The organism is Brevundimonas sp. NPDC058933, assembly GCF_049315965.1.
In the GTDB taxonomy this organism is placed as follows: domain Bacteria; phylum Pseudomonadota; class Alphaproteobacteria; order Caulobacterales; family Caulobacteraceae; genus Brevundimonas.
Genome location: NZ_JBMOSL010000013.1, coordinates 41079 through 64009 on the forward strand (window position 1 = coordinate 41079; position 22931 = coordinate 64009).

Sequence of the window (22931 nt, forward strand, 5' to 3'; positions counted from 1 at the left end):
ATCCGGGAACCGCTGGGCGTCCGAACCCTTTCCAACAGGAAGCTTGAGGGGGACCGACGTGCTGAACGGAACAAGGCGATGCTGAGCCCGGCGGCGGCCTGGGCGCCCTATTGCGGGCCGGCGCCGGATTTCGGCGAGTGGCGCTGGAACCTCGACCCGGTGCTGCTTTTCGTTCTGGTCGCCGCCACCGCCGTGATCGGATCGCGGCTGGAGGGACGTCGGCGCGGCCTGGGACTGGCGGCCGTGGCGGTTCTGGCGGTGGGATTCGTCTCGCCGCTGTGCGCCCTGAGTTCGGCCCTGTTTTCCGCGCGGACCGTGCACCACGTCCTGCTGGTCGCCGTCGCCGCGCCGCTGCTGGCGGGGGCCCTGCCGGTGCGTCGCCCAGGCTTGCTGGGTCTCGCGACAGCGGTGCAGGCGATGGTGTTCTGGATCTGGCACGCCCCGGAGGCCTATTCCGCCGCCTTGTCCAATGACGGCGTCTACTGGATCATGCAGGTCAGCTTGCTGGCCAGCGCGGTCTGGTTCTGGGGAAGAGTGCGGGCGGCGTCGGCGCCGGCGGCGGTCGTCGCCCTGTTGGCGGCGATGCTGGCCATGGGGTTGCTGGGCGCGGTGCTGACCTTCGCTGGTCAGGCCGTGTATGAGCCGCACGCCTATTCGACCCTGGCCTGGGGCATGACGCCGCTGGAGGATCAGCAGGCGGCCGGCCTGATCATGTGGGCGCCGGCGGCGGCCCTCTATCTTCTGGCGGCCCTGTGGCGCCTGGGCGGCATCCTGGGTCCGGACGCCGAGGCGCGGACGGCGTGATCGAGCGGCTGTTCAGGCAACTGCTCGAATGGGCGGCGGGGCACCACGACGAGGGACACTATTCGCCCGTCGGCATCCTGTTTCACTGGAGCATGGCGGCGCTGGTGATCTTCCAGCTTGGGTGGGGCTGGTGGATGGGACGCCAGCCGGTAGGCGGCGCCATGCTGGCCGCCTACGACCTGCACTTTGCGGTCGGCCTGCTGATGCTGGTTCTGGTGATCGGACGGCTGTCGTGGCGGATGATGGCCCCGGATCTGATCAATGACGCTGACAAGCCGGGGTGGGAAAGCATGGCGGCCCATGTCACCCACTATGTCTTCTACATCTGCCTGTTTGGCCTGCCGCTGTCAGGCTGGGCCATGATTTCGGCGACCGATCGCACACGCCAGCTTGAGGTCCTGGGCTTCATCAAATGGCCGTTGCTGCCGCTGCAGGACCTGTCCAACACCCAGTTGTGGGCCATTGAGGCGGCGGCGGAATGGCTGCACTGGGGCCTGATCCTCGCCCTGCTGCTGATGATTCCGATCCACGCGGGCGCGGCGCTCAAGCACCATCTGATCGATCGGGACGACGTGTTTCACGCGATGCTGCCGGTCGTGCCGCAGCTGCCGCCGAAACGGACGCGCTGGCAGCGGCGCTGGCGGGCGCTGGAGAAGCGGGTTGCGTCGACAGCCAAAGCGCTATGGCGCGGGCTTCGGGGTCAGAAAGCGGTTTGACGGCGGCCGCCATGACGCCGCGCGGGTCGTTGCGACGCGTGCCGGACTTCCAGCGGTCGATCTGTTCCAGGGTGAAGGCGACCGGCTGACCGGCGATCGCGGGATTGCCGCCGCGACCAGAGCCCTGTCCCTCGGCGCCGTGACAGGACGCACAGGCCACGACGCCGCGCGAGGCGTCGCCATTCAGGTAGATGGCCGGGGCCGCGCCGCCGGACGTCGGCTGTCGTGGCGGCAGGGGCATGGCGGCGTAGTAGGCTGCAACCTTTCGCCGCCCGTCCTGATCCAACCCCTTGGCGATCCGGGTCATGGCGTCGTCGGGGCGGAGGCCCGAAGCGTAGTCCTCCATCTGTTTTTGCAGGTAGCCGGCTTCCATCCCCGCCAGGCGAGGCGCCGCGACGCCGTCGCCGTCGCCGTCCAGGCCGTGACAGGTGAAGCAGGCGTTGGCCGCTCCGCCGGCCCCTCCGCTCATGGCGATGACATGGCCGCTGGCCGTGAAGGCGCGATCTGTCCTGCCCGGCGAGGAATCGCAGGCGGCCAGAAGGGCCATCACGCCAAGCGCGGGCAGGAGGGGGGCTGAAGCGGTGACGCGCACCGGGGTCCAACACCTGCTTACGGCGGAGGTTCCTGACGCGTCGGCGGCGGGGCTCCATGTCGCATGGATGGAACCTCCATCCGCAGACGGGATTGGGTCTGATGGAGCTTCGGGGGGCGGATGGGATTTCGACGGACGGGCGCGACGGCGACGAAGCTGGCTATGGTCGGCTTGATCCTGCCTGCCTTGAGCGCCTGCGTGGACAAGGCCGACCTGCCGCGTCCGATGGTCCAGGCGGATTCCGCAGCGGGCCTGGCGGTCATCAAGGAGGTCGGATGCGCCGCCTGTCACGCCATACCGGGCGTCGCCTGGCCGCACGGACGGTCAGGCGGAAACCTGGCGGGGTTCGGCGCGCGTCCGCTGATCGCCGGGCGGGCGCCCAATCAGCCCGATGTCCTGATCCGATGGCTGATTGATGCGCCGTCCCTGGATCCTGGCACAGCCATGCCGCCCATGCCCCTGACGCAAGACCAAGCCCGCGATGTCGCGGCCTATCTGTATACGCTCAATGACCACTGAAGCCCCTCCCGGAACCGCCGGCTGGCCGCCCCCCGTGCTGGATCCGGCCGGGCCGTTCGCGGGACCTATCCAGACCGTCGCCTTGGTGTTGTTCATCATGGCGGCCGTGGTGATGGTGGTGGTGCTGGTCGCCCTCGGCCTTGCTCTTTTCGGACCGCGCAAGTGGAAGAAGCGAGTCGGAGGCGAGCGCCTGATCTGGGCCGCCGGCCTGGTGTTTCCCGCAGTCGTGCTGACGGGGCTGCTGATCTACGGCCTGACCACGACGGCGCGGGTTTCTGACGCGCCGAAACCCGGCGAGATGCGGGTAAGGGTGACCGGCGAGATGTGGTGGTGGCGCGTGGCCTATCTGGACGCGCAGGGCCGGGAGATCATCCAGGACGCCAACGAGGTGCACATCCCGACCGGCCAGCCCGTGGTGTTCGAGCTGGAAAGCGCTGATGTGATCCACAGCTTCTGGGTCCCGCGACTGGGCGGCAAGACCGACATGATACCCGGACGGCGCAACTTCATGCGGTTGCAGGCGGACGCGCCCGGAACCTATGGCGGCCAGTGCGCCGAATACTGCGGCGGCGCGCACGCCCTGATGGGACTGGTGGTCGTGGCCCATGCGCCGGACGCCTATGAGGCCTGGCGGGCGCGGCAGGCGCAACCGGCGGCGGCCGTGCCGTCGGTCCAGGCCTCGCCTGCGCTGATCGCCCGGGGGCGGGACGTCTTCGCCGCCTCGGGTTGCGCCGCCTGTCACACCATCCGCGGGACGGATGCGAACGGACTTGCGGGACCGGACCTGACCCACGTCGGGTCGCGCCTGTCCCTGGGCGCGGGCATTCTTCCAAACAATCAGGGCACGATGGCGGGCTGGATTTCCGATAGCCAGAGCCTGAAACCCGGCAACCGGATGCCCTCCTATCCGGTGCTGAGCGGACAGGATTTGCGCGCCACGGCGGCCTATCTGGAAAGCCTGAAATGAGTTCGGAAACCGGGTTTGATCCCGAACTCTACAAGCGTTTTCCCACACAGGAGCCGCGGCCTGAGGGCGAGCTGGAGAAGCTGGAAGAGGTCTGGTGCGGCCCACGCAAGCCGTGGGAGTGGATCACCGCGATCAACAACAACTACATCGGCGTCTACTATGTGGGCGCGGCCATGCTGTTCTTCGTGCTGGCGGGGGTGCTGGCCCTGCTGATGCGCACCCAGCTGGCGCTGCCGATGACGGGCTTCCTCGCGCAGGAGACCTACAACCAGATCTTCACCATGCACGGCACGGTGATGATGTTCCTGTTCGCGGTGCCGGCGGTGGAAGCCCTGGGCGTGCTGTTGCTGCCCCAGATGCTGGGCGCGCGCGACCTGCCGTTCCCGCGCCTGTCGGCCTACGCCTTCTGGGCCTATCTGATCGGGGGGCTGTGCTTCTTCGCCTCGCTGTTCTTCGGCCTGGCCCCCGATGGCGGCTGGTACATGTATCCGCCCCTGACCTCGACCGCCTATTCGCCGGGGATCAACGCCGACTTCTGGCTGCTGGGCATCGGCTTCATCGAGATCTCGGCCATTGCGGGCGCGATCGAGATCATCGTCGGGGTGCTGAAGACGAGGGCGCCAGGCATGACCCTGGACAAGCTGCCGATCTTCGCCTGGGCCATGCTGATCTTCGCCTGCATGATCATCATCGCCTTCCCCTCGATCATCCTGTCGACCCTTCTGCTGGAGCTGGAGCGCGCGCTGGGGTGGCCCTTCTTCGACCCCGCCAAGGGCGGCGACCCCATGCTGTGGCAGCACCTGTTCTGGTTCTTCGGCCACCCCGAGGTCTACATCATCTTCCTGCCCGCCGCCGGGGCGATGTCGACCATCATCCCGGCCATCGCCCAGACCAAGCTGGTCGGCTATCGGCTGGTCGTGCTGGCCATGCTGGCGACAGGCTTCATCAGCTTCGGCGTCTGGGCGCACCACATGTTCACGACGGGCATGCCGCAGATATCGATCAACTACTTCAGCGCCGCCTCGATGGCCGTCAGCGTCCCGGCCGGCGTGCAGGTCTTCGCCTGGATCGCCACCCTGGCGGCGGGCAGGATGCGGTTCAACACGCCCGGACTATTCGCCGTCGGCGGGCTGGTCATCTTCGTCATGGGCGGATTGACCGGGGTGATGGTGGCCATGGTGCCGTTCGACTGGCAGGCCCACGACAGCTATTTCATCGTCGCCCATCTGCATTACGTCCTGATCGGCGGCATGGTCTTCCCCCTGTTCGCCGCCATCTACTACTGGACCCCGATGTCGAGCCGGCGACCGCTCAGCGAACGGTGGGGCAAGTGGATATTCTGGCTGATGTTCGTGGGTCACAACCTGACCTTCATGCCCATGCACCTGACCGGACTGATGGGCATGCCGCGCCGGGTCTACACCTACTTGCCGGACCGGGGATGGGAGCTGCCGAACATGATTTCGACGGTGGGATCCTTCCTGTTCGGTCTGGCCGTGCTGCTGTGGATGATCGACATGATCCGCAACTTCCGCCCCTTCGGCGAAAAGGACGCGGGCAATGTCTTCGGCGGGCCGGGGCTGGAGTGGCTGCCGTCGGGCCGCTATTCGCTGCGCTCCATCCCCGTGATCCGGAGCCTCTATCCCGTCTGGGATCAGCCGAATCTGGCGCGCGACGTGCCCGCCGGCCGCTATTTCCTGCCGGGCGCGCCGCGGGGACAGCGCGAAACCATCGTCACCAGTCCGATCAACGCCGAGCCCCAGTATCTGCAGCGCATGCCCCGGCCTTCGAGCTGGTATGTCTGGGGGGCGATCTTCACCGCAGGCTTTTTCCTGATCCTGACCATCCAAGCCTACGCCGTGTCGGTCGTGAGCGGGATACTGGCCGTCTTCTGCATCTTGAAGTGGTGCTGGAGCCTGGATCGTCCCAGCGGCCCGGCCACCGTGGCGGTCGGCGGGGGGGTGAGGCTGCCCACCTATGTCTCGGGCCCCAGCAGCCACGGCTGGTGGGCCATGGTCATCACCCTGATCGTCGCGGGCATGGTCGCGATCATGGCCTGTTTCTCCTACATCTTCCTCTGGAGCCGCCGACCTGATCTTTGGCAGGCGCCGCCGGATCTGGCGTCCCTGCCTCTGACCCTTGGCCTTCTCGCTGCGGCGGGCGTCGGCGGCTGGATGGCGCAAGGCGTGCTCAAGCGGGGGCAACCGCGCAGCGCGGCCCTGTCCGCCGTCCTGATGCTGGCGGCGACGCTGGCGGCGGGCGGCGCCTTTGCCAACGAGGCGGCAGCCTGGTGGGGATCGGGGCTGCGCCCCGACGCGTCCAGCCAGGGCGCGACCGTCTATGCGTTGCTGGCCTGGCAGGGGACGTTCGTCGGCATTGCCCTTTTGATGGGGCCTTTCGCCGTGCTGCGCTGGCTCTTCGGTCATCTGTCGCCACGCCATCCCGCAACCTTCGAGCTGATCGCGCTGTTTGTCGCCTTCACGGCCGTTCAGGGAACGGCGACCAGTCTGTTGGTCCGGCTGTTCCCCGGAGCGGGCGCGTGAGGTTCTGGGTCCTGATGACGGGCGGGCTGCTGATCTGGGCCGCGCATTTCCTCGGCCTCTACCTGCTGGCCAGCGCCGCCGACGTCGCACGGGGCGATGCGGGCGCGTGGAACCTGGCGGGCCTGATCTTCAGCCTGGTCTGCCTGCTCGGCGTCGTCGTCCTGTGCTGGCGCGGCTTGGCCGGGCTGAGAATCCCGCCTGCCGATGAGACCCGCGCCTTTGGCCTGAGACTCGCGATCGCGGGCGGCGTCCTGGGCGGGATCGGGGTGGTGTTCCAGAGTCTCGTCCTGCTGACGCCCGCCTGACGCGTCGCGGCGGAAATGACGCAGCCTCCGCGCAAATAACGGTGAACCATTTCGCAAGCGGATGGTTAGCCAAAGCCAGACAGGGAGAGGGCAGGCATGGACATCCGAGGTTTAGCAGGCGCAACGGCGCGGCCGTTACACGGTATCTTGCTGGCGTTCCCCATCGCCTTGTTCACCTTCGCGCTGTTCACGGACATCGCCTATCTGAAGACCGCCGAGATTCAGTGGAGCAACTTCTCTGCCTGGCTGATCACAGGCGCTCTTGTCTTCGGCGGCGTCGCTGGCGTGTTTTCCATTGTCGATCTGGTGCTGGGCCTGCGCCGGGGGGGATCGCGCCGCGTCATCATTCACGTCGCCGCGCTCGCGCTGGCCTGGGTGCTGGGTCTGGTGAACGCCTTCAAACATAGCCAGGACGCCTGGAGTTCGGTCGGCGGCTTCGGTCTGACCCTCTCCATCCTCTGCACGCTTCTGGTTCTGGTCGCCGGCTGGACCGCCTTTTCCGCGCGGGAGATCGCTCGATGATCAAGCACCTTCTGACCGCCAGCGCCGTCGCTCTGACCGTCGCAGCCTGCGGAAACGCCAGCGATCCGAAGCTGAACCAGACCGGCGTCAATCCCGACCTGCCCAAACCGAACGAAACCCTGGCGCCGGCCATGAAGATCAGCCCCCCTGCGGGCTGGAACGGCGAAACGCCGACCGCGCCCCGGGGCTTTACGGTCACAGCCTTCGCAACCGACCTGAAGATTCCGCGCCAGATGCTGGTCCTGCCCAATGGCGACGTGCTGATCGCCGAAGGGCGAGGCGGCGGCGCACCCCCGCTTCGTCCCAAGGACGTGATCGCCGGCTCTATCAAGAAGCAGGGAAACACCCGGATCGACGGGGGTAACCGGATCACCCTGCTGCGCGATGCGAACAATGACGGCGTCCCGGAACTGCGCACCGTGCTGGTCGAGAACCTGAACGCGCCCTATGGTCTCGCCTATGTCGACGGCTATCTCTATGTCGCCGAACAGGACGCCCTGGTTCGCTTCGCCTTCCAGCCGGGCCAGACCGGGATCGCGACGCCGGCCGAGAGGGTGACCGACTTGCCCTCGCGGCTGAACCATCACTGGACCAAGGCCATGGCCGCCAGCGCGGACGGCGCCAGGCTCTATGTGGGCATCGGCTCCAACTCCAATATCGGCGAGCGCGGCATGGCGGTCGAAGAGGAGCGGGCCGTTGTCTGGGAGATTGATCGCGCAACCGGCGCGCGGCGCACCATCGCTACCGGCATCCGCAACCCGACCGCTCTCGCCATTGAGCCAGGCACGGGCCTGCTGTGGTCGGTCGTCAACGAGCGTGACGAGCTGGGTCCGCAACTGGTGCCCGACTATCTGACCCAGGTCCGCGACGGCGCCTTCTACGGCTGGCCCTACAGCTACTGGGGCCAGAATATTGATCCGCGCGTCATGCCGCAGAAGCCTGATCTGGTCGCCAAGGCCATCAAGCCGGACTACGCCCTGGGTTCCCACGTCGCAGCCCTGGGCCTGGACTTCGCCCGCGATGGCGGTTTTGGGGGGGCGTTCGCGAACGGCGCCTTCATCGGCATGCACGGCAGCTGGAACCGTCAGGATCCGTCCGGCTACAAGGTTGTCTGGGTTCCGTTCAGCAACGGCCGGCCGGCGGGGCAGCCGATCGACTTCGTGACCGGTTTCCTCAAGGATGGCGGCGCGCGCGGGCGACCCGTGGGGGTCGCCTTCGACTCTGCGAAACGGGTCCTGCTGGTGGCCGACGACCTGTCCAACACCGTCTGGCGTATCGCCCCGGCAGCCTGACGCCGCGCGGGGCATGGCGCGCTAGAACCGGAAGGTCTGGCCCTGGGCGAAGCTCTCCCAGGCCTCACGCGTCTTGAAGTCCAGGCCGCCGTCCCAGGCGGAGCCCATGTAATAGGTGAAGGGCCTGCCCGGCGTGACGCGGACCAGGATCAGATAGTTGTCGGCGTCCTCGGCGAAGCCCTCGACCAGGGCCGGATCGACGGCGATGGCGATGCCGATGGAGCCGTGCTCGGGGTTGGCGGGCTCCCAGAACATCAGGCGGCCGTTGGCGGCGTCACGGGTGACGGCGCCTGCGCCGGCGGCGTTGCGGCGCTTGGAGATGCCGATGCCGACGATCAGGGGCTCGGTCGTGTCCGAGTTGAGGGTGGAGGTCATGCGGGTGAAGTTCGAACCCAGCGGCAGGGAGAAGTCGCGCGTCTCCCACACCTTGCGGGCCACATCCACGGGCCAGGGGCGGTAGTCGACGCTGAAGCGGGCCTCGTCGCCGCCGGTTTCATCGATGCGGTAGGTCGAGAAGTTGCGGCTGGTCCACAACTTGTTCTCGAACCAGACGCCCAGACCGCCCGAGCCGCGGCCACGTCCGACGTCGTAGTAGTCCAGGCCCTCGCCGCGATCGACGTGGTAGTTGGGGAAGCGCAGCTGGCGGTCCATGTAGGGATAGCGGACGCGCTTGGCCCAGACATCGACGCCCGAGCCCGACGGCGCCTCGCGCGCCTCCAGCGCCGGGCCGTAGATGCGGTGGGCGACGCGGTCGTTCTCCCAAAGCAGGTCGTCCAGACGGTCGGGGGCGAAGCGGACGACGGCGCGCGGTTGCTGCTCGTCGGCGGGGGGCGGCGTCAGGCGCTCGACCTCGGCTGGACGGGCCAGGGCGGTCGGGTCGTAGGAGAGGGCGCGGGTGGCGTGCATTTCCTCGGCGCGGCGCTTGATCTCGGCCTCTCCGACGACGGTGACGGGGGCGGGCGGCGTCGGGGTGGTGGCGGCGATGACATCGGGCGCATCGCGCGCGGGCTCGGCCAGGGGCAGGGCCTTTTGCGCCCCGTTCAGATCGGCGACCTCCAGCCCGGCCAGCAGGTAGGTGCCGGTGGTGTAGAGGCCGACCTCGTTCGGATCGGTCGCCACCGGCATGTCGCCGGTCTTCTGCGTGGCGCCGACCAGGCCGCTGGGCAGGACGTGGCGGTTCAGGGCGGCCCAGCCCTTGAGCACGGCGGGCTCATAGACAGCGCGATCCAGCAGGCCGTGGTTGACGCCCCAGGCCATGGCGTAGACATAGAAGACCGAGCCCGAGGTCTCGGCCTGCGGATAAAGCTCGGGCGCCAGAAGGCTGGCGCGCCACAGGCCGTCGTCCTGTTGCAGTTCGCGGATGCGCCCGGCCATGGCCTGGAAGATGTCGACGTAGTCCTGACGACCTTCGAAGTCGGCGGGCATGGCCTCCAGGGTGCGGGCCAGACCGCCCATAACCCAGCCGTTGGCGCGGCTCCAGTAGATGGGCTGGCCGTTGGCCTCGGTGCGGCCCTTGAAGCGCTGGTCGCGCAGGAAGAGGCGTTGCTCGGGGACCCACAGGCGGTCGATGGTGCGGCGGAACTCCTTGTCCATGGCGCGCAGGTATTTGGGATCGCCGGTCACCGCCGACATGCGCGCCAGCACCGGCGGCGCCATGTAGAGGGCGTCGGCCCACCACCAGATCGAGGCCTCGGTCTCGGCCGTGCGGTTCAGGTGCGGCACCATATAGTCCAGCCGCTGGCGTAGCGGCATCAGCACCCCGTCCTGACCCCGGCGCGAATAGAGCTCCAGATAGAGGTCGCCTATGGTCTGGTCGTCGGCGTTCAGCATGGTCGGGCCGGAGCGGGCGCCGCGCAGGCTGTAGTTGTAGTGCTCGGCCACCGCCGTCAGGAAGCGCAGGGTCTCGGGATCGTCGGACACGCGCGCCAGCCGCGCGGCGCCGATATAGAAGGTGGCGGCGACCCAGTTGGACGACATCTGCGTCAGGTTGCTGCCGGTCGACAGGGCCAGGGGACGCTGCGCCATGTCCTTGATCTGGGATGCGGCCACGTATTCCACCGCCGCCATGGTCTGTTCGCGCGAGGGGCGGACGTCGGCGCGGAAGGTCAGGTCCGGCCGGGGCTTGCCGGCCAGCCACTCGGCCTCGACGCCGGGGTTGGACTGCGGCGCCCAGGGCTGACCGGCGGCGGACTGGGAAAGGGCGGGAGAGGTCAGGACTGTGCTGGCCAGCAGGAAGGCGGCAATCGTCGGCACGGCGCGGCGTAGCGTCACAGGCGTTCTCTCCGGTACGAACCCCGATGGGTTTGGGGTTTCACTATTTGCTTTGTCGTACCATAAAATGGTGATCGAGCAGCGCAAGTCGGAATGACACCGGTGACGCGCGACAAGACGTCGTCATTCAAGACGGCCAGTATCACGAGGAACGCCCATGCATCGCCGCTCCCTGCTACAACTCGGCCTGACCGGGGCCATCGCCACCGCCGCGCCGCCGGCTTTCGCCCAGACTGTCGGGCGCACGTTTGACGCCGCCGACTTCGGCGCGGTCGGCGACGGCGAGGCGATCAACACCCGCCCGATCCAGGCCGCCATCGACGCGGCGGCGGGCGCGGGCGGCGGGACGGTGGTGCTGAAGCCCGGCGTCTATATGTCCGGTTCGCTGTTCGTGAAGTCGAACGTGACCCTGCTGATCGGGCGCGGCGCGACGCTGAAGGGCCTGCGCGATCTGGCCGCCTATCCCATGGTTCGCACCCGCGTCGCCGGGATCGAGATGGACTGGCCGGCGGGGCTGCTGAACATCTACCAGCAGAAGAACGCCAAGATCACCGGCGAGGGTCTGGTGGATGGCGACGGCAAGGTCTTCTGGGATAGCTACTGGGCGCTGCGCCGGGAGTATGATCCCAAGGGGCTGCGCTGGGCCGCTGACTACGACTGCCGCCGTCCGCGCCTGATCCACGTCTATGACGCCGACGCCGTCGAGGTGTCGGGGCTGAACCTGGCGCGGTCGGGCTTCTGGACCGTGCACGTCTGCTATTCGCGCGACGTGAAGGTGTCGGACCTGATCATCCGCAACAACCTGGGCGGACGCGGCCCCTCGACGGACGGCATCGACATCGACTCGTCGGAACGGGTGCTGGTCGAGCGCTGCGACCTGTCGGTCAACGATGACGCCATCTGCATCAAGGCGGGTCGCGACTGGGACGGTCTGCGCGTGGCGCGGCCGTGCCGTCAGGTGAAGATCAGGGACTGCATCGTCCGCGACGCCCTGGCCGGCATGACCTTCGGCAGCGAAACCTCCGGCGGGTTCGAGGAGATCGAGGTGTCTGGCCTGCGGATCGAATATCCGGTGCCGTTGGGCATCTTCTTCAAGTCGGGCCACACGCGCGGCGGGGTGATCAACAACATCGCCCTGAAGAACATCCACCTGCAGGACGTGGCGACCCTGTTCCGGGTCAATCTGAACTGGTACCCGAACTACTCCTACGCCGAGATACCGGAGGGGATGACTGACATCCCGGACTACTGGCGGGCGCTGGCGACGCCGGTGCCGCGCGAACAGGGCATCCCCCGCATTCGCGACGTGCGCCTGTCGGACATCAAGGCGGTCGGGGGCAAGATGGGCTTCGAAGCCGCCGCCTATGAAGAAGCGCCGCTGCGCGACTTCACCTTCGACCGGCTGGACTGGGACGTGCGCGAGGCGGGCAGCATCGCCAACGCGGACAACTGGCGCTTCAGGGACTGCAAGATCGACACCCTGGACGGCACGGGGCCGAAGGTGACGGCGTCGCGGGGCGTGGTCGGCCTCTAGGCCGCTTTCCCGCTTCAGGACTTCAGAGCCCCGGCGCCCCAGGCGTCGGGGCTTTTTGCTGGGCCGCAGGTCAAAAAAAGAGGCCCGGAGCGAGATGCTCCGGGCCAAGTGATGCGCTGAAAGGTTCAGGGAGGAAGATCAGTATTTCCAGCGCAATCCGATAGCGACCTCGCGGCCGGTGTGGCGGTAGTCGGACACGCGGTCCGCCACGTCGACGTAACGATCGTTGTATTCGTCGGTCAGGTTGATGCCTTCCAGCGAGACCGTCAGGTTGTCGGTGAAGGCGTAGGACATGGACGCGTCGATGTTGGTCGTCGCGTTCATGCCTTCTTCCGAGTTCCCGTTGCTGCCCGGATAGGACATCAGGTAGCCGCTGCGATAGGCCGCCGAGACACGGGCCTGGAACGGACCGTCCTCGTAATAGAGGGTCGTGTTGAAGGTGTTTTTCGACGACCCCGTCAGGCGGTTCTTGCCGGCGGCGCCGTAGTCGACTTCGGAGTCGACATAGGTGAAGTTGCCGATGAAGCCGAAGTTGGACCAGGCGCCCGGCAGGAAGGTGAAGGGCTGCTGGTACTGGATTTCCAGTCCGTGCAGCGAACCGCCTTGGCCGTTCAGCTTGCGCGTCACCTGGAAGACGTCGGTCGGACGCGCGGCGCCCTGCAGCAGTTCGTCGGGCAGGCCCAGATCGCTCCAGACGACGGACTCCGTCACCGAGGTGATGAAGCTGTCGATGTCCTTGTAGAAGACGGCGGCGGCCAGCAGGCCCTCGTTCTGGAAGTACCACTCGACCGACAGGTCATAGTTGGTGGCGCGGAAGGGATCCAGCAGCGGGTTGCCGTAGGAGACGGTGCGCGTCGTCGGCGACACGCCGCCGCCCGGCGTCAGGTCGCCCAGCGAAGGGCGCGACATGACCTTGGCGGCGCCCAGGCGGACGACCAGGTCGTCGCGCGGCTCGATGGCCAGATTGAACGAGGGCAGGACGTCGTCATAGTCGTTGGTGGCCGTGACGTAGTTGTAGCTCGGCGCCCCACCCGGGGTGGTGACCGTCTGCCAGCCCTTGGATTCGACCTCGGTCTGGGCGTAGCGGACCCCGACATTGCCGCGCACCACCATGTTGGCGACGTCGGTATTGAAGTCGGCCTGAACGAAGAGGCCCTTGTCCGTTTCGTCGACTTCACGCTCGCTGCGGTTGGAGACCAGCGGATCGTCATAGACGCTGAGGAAGTCGTTGATCTTCGAAATATCGGGCACGATGAAGTTCATGCTCGAGCCGGCCGGGACGCCGATCTTGCCGTCGATGCTGACGATCTTGCCCAGGGCGTCCACGCCCGTGATCCGGTCGGCGCCCGTGGTGTTGGTGGCGGCCCGCGCCAGGCCCCAGGTGCTGAAACCGTAGGTGCGATATTCACCGCCGGCCTTGAACGTCAGCGACGGGGTCCAGTCGTATTCCAGCGCGCCGGCGAAGACATTGTTGTCGAAGTCGCCGCCGCTGGTGCTGCGGGTGCCCTGGACGAGCGTGAAGTTCTGGCCCGAGGTGATGTCGAAGCCGTAGTTGATCATCGGCAGACGATCATTGTTGCGGAAGTCGATGGTGTAGCCGTTCACGCCTGCCTGTTCGAAGGCATAAGTGACGTTGATCGGCGTGCGGGCTTCCGACTTGTTGGCGCCGATCTTCAGGTTGCCGCGCAGGCGGTCAGTGAAGTCGTGGCGGACGTTCAGCGAGGCCTGGGCAAAGGTGCTTTCGTTGCGGGTGAAGCCGTTTTCCGAACGCACCAGCATGTTGTCGAACACGCCATAGGACAGGGCGTTCTTCTCGGCGTCGATCGCATAGTCGCGCACGATGACGTTGTTGACGGCGGCGCGGCTGAAAGCCCAGGCCTCGACGTTGGGGCTCTCCAGCTCAGAATTCAGGCGCGACCAGAGCAGGTCCAGCACGACCTCGGTGCGGTCGCTGGGGCGCCATTGCAGGGCGCCGGTCAGGCCCAGACGGTCTTCCTGCGTGTTGCCGAAGGTGTAGCGCGGGATGCGCGGATAGAAGGCGTTCAGCAGTTCGGTGCGCTGCTCGGTGGTCGAGCAGGGGACGCAGCCGCCGAAGTTCTGGCCGACGCCGTAGGCGCGGGTCGGATCACCCTTCTGCCAGCGCGTGGTGTTGAAGCTTTCGAGGATCGGCGCGCGCTCGGAATAGGCGACCGAGCCCAGGATGCCGAAGGTCTTGTCCGCGTTCGACCAGCTCAGCAGGCCGGCGGTGCGCGGGACGGTCTTTTCCGACAGGTCGTTGTAGGAGGCCTGGACCGACAGGGCGGAGTTGAAGCCGCTGTTGGCGAAATCGAGCGGGCGGCCGGTCTGCAGATCGACGGTGGAGCCCAGCGAGCCCTCTTCGATCTCGGCCGACTGGGTCTTGCGGACCTTGATGCTGTTGAACAGCTCCGACGCGAACATCGAGAAGTCGAAGCTGCGGTTGCGGTTGCCGCCGGAGGCCGCCTGGGCCTCCAGGCCGTTGATGCGGGTGCGGGTGAAGTCGCCGCCCAGGCCGCGCACCGAGATGGTGGTGCCCTGGCCGTTGACGCGTTCGATGGTCACGCCGGGCAGGCGCTGGATGGCCTCGGCCAGGTTCTGGTCGGGGAAGTCGGCCATGTCTTCGGCGAAGATGGCGTCCACGGCGCCGGCCTCGCGGCGCTTGATGTTCAGCGCCTGTTGCAGGCTGGAACGGAAGCCGGTGACGACGATCTCGTCGACGGTGGTGGCCTCCTGCTCGTCGGCCGGAGCAGGAGCAGGGACGGCGTCCTGGGCGAAGGCGGGCGCGGCGGCCCAAAGCAGGGCGGTCGCCGAAACGCCGGCGATGCACAGAGTCCGGGCGTGGTTGAAGGGCCGTTCCATGTTTCTCTCCCCGCACCGAGGCCAGTGGCACCGGTGTCATTTGTTGGTATGGTGTTGCGCATAATCGGACTTGTCGCGTGCCACTTCTTGCAACAGCTTCCCGCCTTTTGCAACACCACGGAAAGTTCGTGCGGCTGAGCGAGGGGTCGATTTCAAGAAATCGCCCTATTAAACAATATTGTGACACAAGGTGTCGGGTCGGACCTTTGTCCGACGCCGCTGGATTGGGGCTGCGTCTCGCGGTTTGATGGGACGCGATTTCGAATGCCGGAACGATGATATCCAAGGCGAAACGAAGAAAGGCCCCGGTGCGATCCGGGGCCTCGTATCTGTCGGTGCGGCGCGACGGCTCAGGCGGCGCGCGCCACCTCGACGGCATAGACGTGGTTCTTGCCATGCATGTTGGAGACGAAGACGATCCACTGGCCATCGGGGGTGAAGGTCAGGTTGGGTTCCAGCCGGTAGTCGTGGTTGGACAGGTCCACCAGTCGTTCCGAGCGCAGGTATTCGACGCTGATCTGGTCGTCCTTGTCGCTTGACGGGTCCTCATCGACGATAGGTTCGGGGCGCAGCAGGACGATCCATTTGCCGTCCGGCGCGTGGGCCACCATGTCGCCGTCGCCGCCGTCGCCTGCGAACATCTTGCCGTCGGGCGAGACGTTGAAATGGACGGACCAGTCGTTCTGCTCGACCCGGCGATAGACGCGCTTGCCGGTCTCCAGATCCACCGAGGCGACCCAGAAGACCTGACCCCGGGGGGTTTGCAGGTCATAGAGGACCTGCTTGCCGTCGGGGCTGAACCACTCGTGGCCGAAGATCTCGAAATTCATCGTCCGCGTGTGGGTCTTGCGCAGGTCCGAACCATCGACCTTCATCGTCCACATCCGATCCACACGGTGCCAGGGGCCCTCGTGGCAGAAGATGATGCGATCGGGATCGGTCGGCGAGAACTGGGTGTGGCCGATCCATTCGTTGGTCGAGTGGATGACGCGGCGCTCGCCCGTCGCCATGTCGATGACGAAGATCTCCATCGGATAGCGGGCCGCCCAGCGTTGCAGCATCCGCACCCCCTTGGCGCGGGCGAAGTTCAGCGGCTTTCCGTCCGGTCCGTTGGCGGCGTACTCCGCCTGATCGAAGCGGCGGTTGCGGGGATCGCCCACGCCGGGCTGAAGCGGCTCGGACCCATGGGCGACGAAGCCCAGCAACATCGTCTCGTCGGCGTTGACCGAGTTGATGTTGCCGTTGGGAACGCGGGCGATCTGGCGCACGCGTCGGGTGTCCGCGTCGATGACATAGATCGTCTTGGCGCGGTCCATCAGCTGGGCTTCGCCAGGCTCCGTGACCGAATAGTAGATGTTGCGGCCCTTGCGACCGGTGAACATCAGGTCGGCGTTGTGGTCGGGGACCAGGAGGTTCAGCGCCCAGGTTTTCAGGTCCACCGTCGAGATGCCCTGCGGCGTCGAGATGACCATCAGGTCCGGCGCGCCCGCCTTCGCGGGCAGGAACATGTTCTTGTAGAAATAGGGTTTGCCGCCCCCGTCGGGCGTCAGGCGGCGGATGCGGTGGCCGGTCTTCGGATCGACCCAGTCGGTCGGCACGGGGCCGGACCAGGACGGCGGCTGGTGCGGCGTGTCCTGGGTCGAGGGCGGGGCGGTGTTGGGCGCGGGCCAGGCCGGAACCTGGCCCGCCGGGGGCAGGGCGGGCTGGCGGGCGATCGGTGAGGTCGTCTGGGCCGAGGCGGCCGTTGCGGCGGCCCCAAGGGCGGGGGCGGCCAGCAGAGCTTTCAAGGCGGAGCGGCGGGAGGTCGTCATGGGGCGGTCCTCTTTATTCATCTACTCAGAGCCGGAGCTCAGGGCGCGGGGGTCAGGCCTTCGACCCGCACCGTCCAGCCGTCCCGGGGGAAGCCGGGCGCATGGCCGGTCGAGCCGTCCCAGCCGCCGGCCATCAGACCCACGGCCATCAGCAGCGAGCCGTTGGACGGGAAATAGGTCTCGGCCGCGCGGCGATAGCCTGCGCCGTCGGGGTTGACCGACATCTCCACGCCGCCGGCCCCGGCGGACACCGGCACCAGTTCGTCGGCGTGCTCGTCCAGATGGACGCGCGGGGTCATGCCGGTGACGCCCCACTGGTTGTTCTTCAGGTCGGCGAACAGCCAGTCGACGGCCTTTTCCGGTTCGCCGACGCGGGCGGCGGTCATGGCCATCATGGGGAAGTCCCAGCCCCAGGTCTGGCGCACGTCCCAGTTCTGCTCCACCGCCTCGAAGGTGCGGCGCATGGCGGCGGGGTCGATCCGCGCGCCGGGAATGAAGCCGTAGGCCATCAGGAAGGAGGGGTGGTCGCGGTTCTTGCACTGGGCCGCCGCCGCGTGCTTGCGGCAGGCGTCGGACATGGCCGTCTCCCAGAAGTCCGGCACGCTCTCGACCGGCAGGTAGAGGCCGTCCTTCATTGCGGGCGGGGCGATCCTGGCCAAGGCCTGATCCCAGTCGGCGCGGCGGGGCTGGCCCTGACGGACGCGCCACTGCTGGGCGGTTTCCAGCGCCCAGCGGAAATACTCGACCTCGAAGGTCGGGTTCACCGTGGTCAGGGGATCATAGTTCTCCTGCGCCGGGATCAGCGGCGTGCCGAGGTTCAGGCGGCCGTTCACCTCGGTGGGCCAGGAGGCCAGTAGGTCGGCCGTGGTCTCGACCAGTTCGGCGTAGCGAGCCAGCACAGCCGGGTCCTTGTCCGCGCGCCAGACCAGTTCGGCCAGCAGGATCGGATGCGGTTGCTGCCACATGATGAAGGGGGAGACGAGGCTGGGGCTGTTGCGGCCCTCGGGCCCGACCATCTTGGGCCACCAGGCGCCCTTGACGCCGTGGCGCGCGGCCTCGGCGCGGGCGTTGTCGAGGTTGCCCAGATACCAGGGCAGGCTGCGCTCCAGCATCTCGGGACGACCCCACATGGCCTGCCAGCCGGCGTGCCAGGGATGCATCTCCAGATGGAACTTGCCGTACCAGGAGTTGGAGAACAGGCCCTCTTCCTGCGGCGGCAGTTCGCCCGCGCCGTTCACGGCGGACAGGTATTGCGACAGCACCACGCGGCGCTCGAGCTCGGCGGCGCGGGGGTCGGTCGAGCCGGTGAAGTCGACAGCGCCGCCCTGGGTCCAGAAGGCGTTCCAGTGGGTGGTCGCAGCCTGGACCCCGGCGGAGTAGGCGGGCGTCTTCGGCGCCTCGGCCTGCTGGTCGAAGCGGACCATGACGGTCAGGCGGTCGCGACCGGTCGAGACCACGCGGAAGGCGTCCGCGCCGCTCTGCTCGATCTTACCCGAGGCGGTGATGCCGGAATAATAGGTGGTGTCGTCCAGGGTGCGGCGGATGCGGACATCGCCGGTGTCGAAGGCGACGACGTCCAGGCTCTGGGCGCCTGTGGCCTCGAAGCTCGTCGGATCCGGGTTGATGGCCGGGTTCACGCCGGGGTAGCGGACCTGAACGCCGAGGCCCTGAGACGCGACCAGGGGCGAGGCGATCTCGACCATGATCATGTCCAGCGTCGGGTGGACGCGGGTGATCACTTCGACGGGCTGGCCGTCATAGGTGAAGCGGCTGGTCAGGGCGCCGTTCCACAGGTCCAGCGTCTGGCGCGTGTCCGCCACCTTGTCGAAATCGAGGGCGCGGCCGTCGTTAAAGGTCAGGCCGATGCGGCTGAGCGAGATGCGGTGCGGGTTGGCCCGCAGCCAGGTGTAGGCGGGGTTGGTCTCGGCGTCGGCCCAGGACTTCATCCAGGCATAGGGCTGCTCGCCCCGACCCGGGACGGGGACCTGGATCAGGCCGTCGGCTTCAGTATAGCCCTCAGGGTTGGGGAAGCTGTGCCAGGCCCACTGGGCCATGGTCAGCAGGGGGGCCAGTTCCGAATACTGCTCGGGGAAGGTCTGCAGACCGGTGATGTCGGCGGTGAAGCCCAGGTCGCCGTTGCCCAGCTGGATCGGCGCGTGGCGGTCGATGGCGGTCAGCGTCACATCGTGGCGCTGGGCCAGGGCCTGCCGGTCAATCGGGGCCGCCGGGGCGACCGCCGATGCCGGTTGAACCGTCTGGGCGCAGGCGGCCGTGGAGCCGGCCAGCAGGGTGAAGGCGAGCAGGGCGGAACGCAGGCGCATCAGTTCGCCTCCGTCTTCAGGCCCAGACCGGCGCCTTTCCAGCCATACCAGGCGACCACGACGAAGCAGGCGGCCGGCAGCAGGAAGGCGATATTGGCGCCGTAGAGGTCGGAAATCTTGCCCATGGGCCAGGGCAGCAGCACGCCGCCGCCGATGGCCATGACCATGAGGGACGACGCCTTCTTGGTTGCGGCGCCAAGGCCGGCGGTGCCAAGCGCGAAGATGGTGGCGAACATGGTCGACATGAAGAAGAAGACGGCGATCAGAGCGATCGGCGACACCTTGTCGATGCCGGCGGCCACGACCAGCGTCAGGATGACGTTGACGACGCCATAGGTGGTCAGCAGCGTGCGCGGCTTGACCTTGAGCAGAAGGGCGGTGGCGGCGAAGCGGCCGACCAGATAGCCGATGGCGCCCAGAGAAAGCATGAAGGCGCCGCTCTGGCTGCTCAGCCCCTGCCAGTTCTGGGTCACCAGGTTGATGAAGAAGGCGCCGATGCCGACCTGGGCGCCGATGTAGAGGGCCTGGGTGATGACGCCCGCGACGAAGTGGGGCTGCTGCGACAGCGGCTTGGCGACGGCGCCGGATTCATCGCCGCCGTGGTCGGCCAGTCCCGTCTCGGGCAGACGGGCGCGCCACACCACCAGAGCGAACAGCACGACGCCCAGGGCGATCAGGCCATAGACGATCTGGATGGAGCGGGTGGCGCCGCCCAGCGCCTCGGTCGTGGTGGGGCTGAAGAAGACCGCCCCGCCGATCAGGGGGCCGAAGAAGACGCCCAGGGCGTTGAACGACTGGGCCAGGTTCAGGCGCTGCGGCGCCCTGGCCGGATCGCCGAGCACGTTCACATAGGTGTCGGCGCTGGTCTCGAGGATGCAGAGACCCGCCGCCAGAACGAACATCGAGCCGACGAAGGGCAGGAAGGCGCCTGCGCTGGCCGCCGGAATGAAGAGCAGGGCGCCCACGGCCGCGACCATCAGGCCCGTGACGATGCCGAACTTGTACCCGCGGGCGTTCAGCAGCATCCCGGCTGGCAGGCTGAGCAGCAGATAGGCGCCGAAATAGGCGATCTGCAGCCAGGCGCTGTCGGCGTGGCTGATGCTCAGCGTGTCCTGGAAATGCTTGTTCAGCACGTCCAGCAGGCCGTAGGCCAGACCCCAGATCAGGAAGCAGGCGATGGCGAAGGCCAGCGGGCCGCGCAGGTTGCCGGCGGGCTTGGCGAGGCCGCCGGGGGTGTGGGCGGCGTCGGTTTCGATACTCATGTCGTCCTCTTGAGCTTCCTCGGGGCCGGCGCCGTCTTGATGCGGGCTTGGCGAATGATGGGGTCAGATACGGTAGATCGCCTCGGCGTTGGCGGCGAACAGGCGGTCGCGTTCGTCGGCGCTGAAGTGGCGCGTGATGTCGTCGAAGGCGGAATAGAAGGCGTCGAAGGTTCCGTGAACGCGTTCGACCGGGAAGTCGCTGGCGAACATGGCGCGTCGCGCGCCGAAGGCCTCGATGCACTCCAGCACGATCGGTTGAACGGAGTGCAGGGTCCAGGCGCGGTCGGTGATGCCCAGGCCGGAAATCTTGATCGAGACCTGCGGACGCTCGGCCAAGGCCTTCAGTCCGGCCCGCCAGACCCTCATGCCCTCGCCGTCGCGATCAGTCGGCAGACCGGCGTGGTTGATGATCAGGGGAATGTCGGGATGGGCGTCGGCCAGTTCGACCGCGCTGGCCGTCTGCGACGGATAGAGTTGCAGGTCGAAGGACAGGCCGTGCTGGGCCAGCTTGGCGAAACCCGCTCGCCACGCCGGGTCCAGCAGGGGATCGGCGGGGTTGTAGGTCTTCAGGGGATCGGCGTGCCAGCAGACGATCTGGCGCACGCCCCGAACATTGGGGCGCGCAGCGTGGGCCTCCAGCAGGGCGTCCAGATCGGGGTCGGTCAGGTCGGCCCCGGCGACGATGCCGTGAGGATAGCCGTAGTCGTCGGTCATGGCCTGCAGCCAGTCGGTCTCGGCCAGCTGTTGGCCGCGCGGCTGGCCGGCCTCGACGTGGACGATCTTGTCCACGCGCCAGCCGGCGGTGTCGGCGAGGTAGTCCTTCAGCAGATAGTCGCGGTGCGCGATCGGGGCCATGTCCCCCGCCGGATTGTTCGGCAGGGGATGGTCCTGCAGCCAGCCATAGCGGGCGCGCGACAGGTCCCACAGGTGGACGTGGCTATCGACAATGCGAAGGTCGCGGCCCACCTGAGGCTCTCCTAGTAGGTTGTGCGGCCGCCCGACGTATCGAACGTCGAGGCGGTGGTGAAGCTGCATTCTTCCGACGCCATGAAGCAGACCATGGCGGCGCTTTCGTCGACCTCGCCCAGACGCCCCATGGGGATCTTGGAGCGCATGTAGTCGACCTGGCTCTGGGGCAGTTGCGCCAGGATGGGACTTTCGAAGGTGGCGGGGGTCAGGCTGTTGGCGATGACGCCCTTGCCGGCCAGTTCCTTGCCCAGGGACTTGGTGAAGCCGATCACGCCGGCCTTGGACGCCGAATAGGCGGAGGCGTTGGGGTTGCCTTCCTTGCCCGCGACCGAGGCCACGTTGACGATGCGGCCGTAGTCGTTGGCCAGCATGTAGGGAACGATGGCGCGCGAGCAGTAGAAGACGCCGTTCAGATTGATGTCGATGACGCGCGTCCAGCTGGCGAGCGGGAAATCCTGCACCGGCACGGTGGCGCCGGTGATGCCGGCCGAGGCGACCAGGATGTCGATGCGGCCCAGGGCCTCGTGCGAGGTCCGGGCGGCGGCCTCGACGGCGGCGGCGTCGGAGACGTCGAGGGCGACGACAGCCGTCGCGCCGACTTCCTCGGCGGCGGCCTTCAGCGCATCAGCGTTGAGGTCCCAGAGGACGACCCTGCCCCCCTCGGCGACGATGCGGGCGGCCGAGGCCTTGCCCAGGCCGGAAGCCCCGCCGGTGACGACGGCCGTGCGGCCGGTGAAACGTCCCTGATAGGCGCTCATGCTGCGGCGTCCTTGGACCAGGCGACGACCGACTGGCGCTGGCTGCCGAGCTTGTCGATGCCCAGCTCCATGACGTCGCCGGCCTTGAGGTAGAAGGGCTCGGGCTTCTGGCCCAGGCCGACGCCGGGCGGGGTGCCGGTGGTGATCAGGTCGCCGGGTTCCAGGGTCATGAACTGGCTGACGTAGGCGACGATCTCGGCCACGCCGAAGATCATGGTCTTGGTGTTGCCGGTCTGCATGCGCTTGCCGTTGAGATCCAGCCACATGTCGAGGGCCTGCACGTCGCCGACCTCGTCGATGGTGACGATCCATGGACCGACCGGGCCGAAGGTGTCGCAGCCCTTGCCCTTGTCCCAGGTGCCGCCGCGTTCAGTCTGGAAAGCGCGCTCGGACACGTCGTTGATCAGGACATAGCCCGCAACGTGATCCAGGGCGTCGGCCTGCTCGACATAGGAGGCGCGCTTGCCGATGACGATGCCCAGCTCGACTTCCCAGTCGGTCTTCTCCGAGCCGCGGGGAATGACAACGGTATCATTCGGGCCCGTCAAACAGGAGACGGCCTTGGTGAAGACCACCGGCTCGGCCGGGATCGGCAGGTTGGATTCGGCGGCGTGGTCGGCGAAGTTCAGGCCGATGGCGATGAATTTGCGCACGCCGTTGACCGGCACGCCGTAGCGCGGCTGGCCCTCGACCAGGGGAAGGGTTTCGGGATCGACGGCCTTCAGCGCGGCGAGGCCTTCGCCCCACAACTGGTCCGGCGTGATGTCGGCGGCGACGCCCGACAGGTCGCGGATGCGACCCTCGGCGTCGAGCGTGCCTGGCTTTTCCTGGCCCACAGGGCCGTAACGCAGCAGTTTCATGGGGAGGC

Annotated in this window: 17 protein-coding genes and 1 pseudogene; 9 read left to right on the top strand and 9 right to left on the bottom strand. The window is 67.4% G+C overall.

Annotated features, from left to right (window positions below; translation table 11 throughout):
- Positions 1–78 precede the first annotated feature (78 nt).
- Entirely contained in the window at positions 79–804 is a 726-nt protein-coding gene (locus ACOZBP_RS15725; RefSeq protein ID WP_422677266.1) for a cytochrome c oxidase assembly protein, read from the top strand.
- Complete coding sequence (locus ACOZBP_RS15730) at positions 801–1520, top strand: cytochrome b (protein WP_422677267.1); 720 nt, start codon at positions 801–803, stop codon at positions 1518–1520. The genes ACOZBP_RS15725 and ACOZBP_RS15730 overlap by 4 nt, the downstream gene beginning before the upstream one ends.
- A gap of 7 nt (positions 1521–1527) precedes the next feature.
- Here the strand turns inward: ACOZBP_RS15730 and ACOZBP_RS15735 are convergent.
- Positions 1528–2067: pseudogene (locus tag ACOZBP_RS15735) on the bottom strand (c-type cytochrome); the annotation flags it as partial.
- A gap of 207 nt (positions 2068–2274) precedes the next feature.
- Between ACOZBP_RS15735 and ACOZBP_RS15740 the strand changes: the two are divergent.
- The 6 genes from ACOZBP_RS15740 (at position 2275) to ACOZBP_RS15765 (ending at position 8260) form a co-directional block, all read left to right on the top strand.
- A complete protein-coding gene (locus tag ACOZBP_RS15740) occupies positions 2275–2631 on the top strand; it encodes a c-type cytochrome (protein ID WP_422677268.1) in 357 nt (118 codons plus the stop codon).
- Positions 2621–3598: a cytochrome c oxidase subunit II gene (gene coxB, locus ACOZBP_RS15745; RefSeq protein ID WP_422677269.1), complete on the top strand. Its 978-nt coding sequence runs from the start codon at positions 2621–2623 to the stop codon at positions 3596–3598. Before ACOZBP_RS15740 ends, coxB begins: the two co-directional genes overlap by 11 nt.
- Positions 3595–6141 carry a cytochrome c oxidase subunit I gene (gene ctaD, locus ACOZBP_RS15750; protein ID WP_422677270.1) on the top strand — a complete coding sequence of 849 codons (2547 nt, stop codon included), beginning with the start codon at positions 3595–3597 and terminating at the stop codon, positions 6139–6141. The genes coxB and ctaD overlap by 4 nt, the downstream gene beginning before the upstream one ends.
- Positions 6138–6446 carry a hypothetical protein gene (locus ACOZBP_RS15755; protein WP_422677271.1) on the top strand — a complete coding sequence of 103 codons (309 nt, stop codon included), beginning with the start codon at positions 6138–6140 and terminating at the stop codon, positions 6444–6446. Before ctaD ends, ACOZBP_RS15755 begins: the two co-directional genes overlap by 4 nt.
- 96 nt (positions 6447–6542) lie before the next feature.
- Positions 6543–6968 carry a DUF2231 domain-containing protein gene (locus ACOZBP_RS15760; protein WP_422677272.1) on the top strand — a complete coding sequence of 142 codons (426 nt, stop codon included), beginning with the start codon at positions 6543–6545 and terminating at the stop codon, positions 6966–6968.
- Positions 6965–8260 carry a PQQ-dependent sugar dehydrogenase gene (locus ACOZBP_RS15765; RefSeq protein ID WP_422677273.1) on the top strand — a complete coding sequence of 432 codons (1296 nt, stop codon included), beginning with the start codon at positions 6965–6967 and terminating at the stop codon, positions 8258–8260. Before ACOZBP_RS15760 ends, ACOZBP_RS15765 begins: the two co-directional genes overlap by 4 nt.
- Positions 8261–8281: 21 nt before the next feature.
- On the opposite strand, the gene ACOZBP_RS15770 is transcribed toward ACOZBP_RS15765, so the two are convergent.
- Complete coding sequence (locus ACOZBP_RS15770) at positions 8282–10531, bottom strand: glycoside hydrolase family 88 protein (protein ID WP_422677274.1); 2250 nt, start codon at positions 10529–10531, stop codon at positions 8282–8284.
- 157 nt (positions 10532–10688) lie between these two features.
- Here ACOZBP_RS15770 and ACOZBP_RS15775 point away from each other — a divergent pair, with 157 nt between their 5' ends.
- Positions 10689–12065, top strand: coding sequence for a glycoside hydrolase family 28 protein (locus ACOZBP_RS15775; RefSeq protein ID WP_422677275.1), 1377 nt, complete (start codon positions 10689–10691; stop codon positions 12063–12065).
- A gap of 138 nt (positions 12066–12203) precedes the next feature.
- Here the strand turns inward: ACOZBP_RS15775 and ACOZBP_RS15780 are convergent, their stop codons facing one another.
- The 7 genes from ACOZBP_RS15780 to ACOZBP_RS15810 form a co-directional block, all read right to left on the bottom strand.
- Positions 12204–14942: a TonB-dependent receptor gene (locus ACOZBP_RS15780; protein WP_422677276.1), complete on the bottom strand. Its 2739-nt coding sequence runs from the start codon at positions 14940–14942 to the stop codon at positions 12204–12206.
- Between the two features lie 350 nt (positions 14943–15292).
- Positions 15293–16753: an oligogalacturonate lyase family protein gene (locus ACOZBP_RS15785; protein ID WP_422677277.1), complete on the bottom strand. Its 1461-nt coding sequence runs from the start codon at positions 16751–16753 to the stop codon at positions 15293–15295.
- Positions 16754–16791: 38 nt separating this feature from the next.
- On the bottom strand, positions 16792–19074 hold the full coding sequence (locus ACOZBP_RS15790; RefSeq protein WP_422677278.1) for a hypothetical protein: 2283 nt from the start codon (positions 19072–19074) through the stop codon (positions 16792–16794).
- On the bottom strand, positions 19074–20336 hold the full coding sequence (locus ACOZBP_RS15795) for a sugar MFS transporter (RefSeq protein WP_422677279.1): 1263 nt from the start codon (positions 20334–20336) through the stop codon (positions 19074–19076). Before ACOZBP_RS15795 ends, ACOZBP_RS15790 begins: the two co-directional genes overlap by 1 nt.
- 63 nt (positions 20337–20399) lie before the next feature.
- Positions 20400–21302, bottom strand: coding sequence for an amidohydrolase family protein (locus tag ACOZBP_RS15800; protein WP_422677280.1), 903 nt, complete (start codon positions 21300–21302; stop codon positions 20400–20402).
- Positions 21303–21313: 11 nt separating this feature from the next.
- A complete protein-coding gene (locus tag ACOZBP_RS15805; RefSeq protein ID WP_422677281.1) occupies positions 21314–22063 on the bottom strand; it encodes an SDR family NAD(P)-dependent oxidoreductase in 750 nt (249 codons plus the stop codon).
- Positions 22060–22923: a fumarylacetoacetate hydrolase family protein gene (locus tag ACOZBP_RS15810; RefSeq protein ID WP_422677282.1), complete on the bottom strand. Its 864-nt coding sequence runs from the start codon at positions 22921–22923 to the stop codon at positions 22060–22062. The genes ACOZBP_RS15805 and ACOZBP_RS15810 overlap by 4 nt, the downstream gene beginning before the upstream one ends.
- Between the last annotated feature and the right edge of the window lie 8 nt (positions 22924–22931).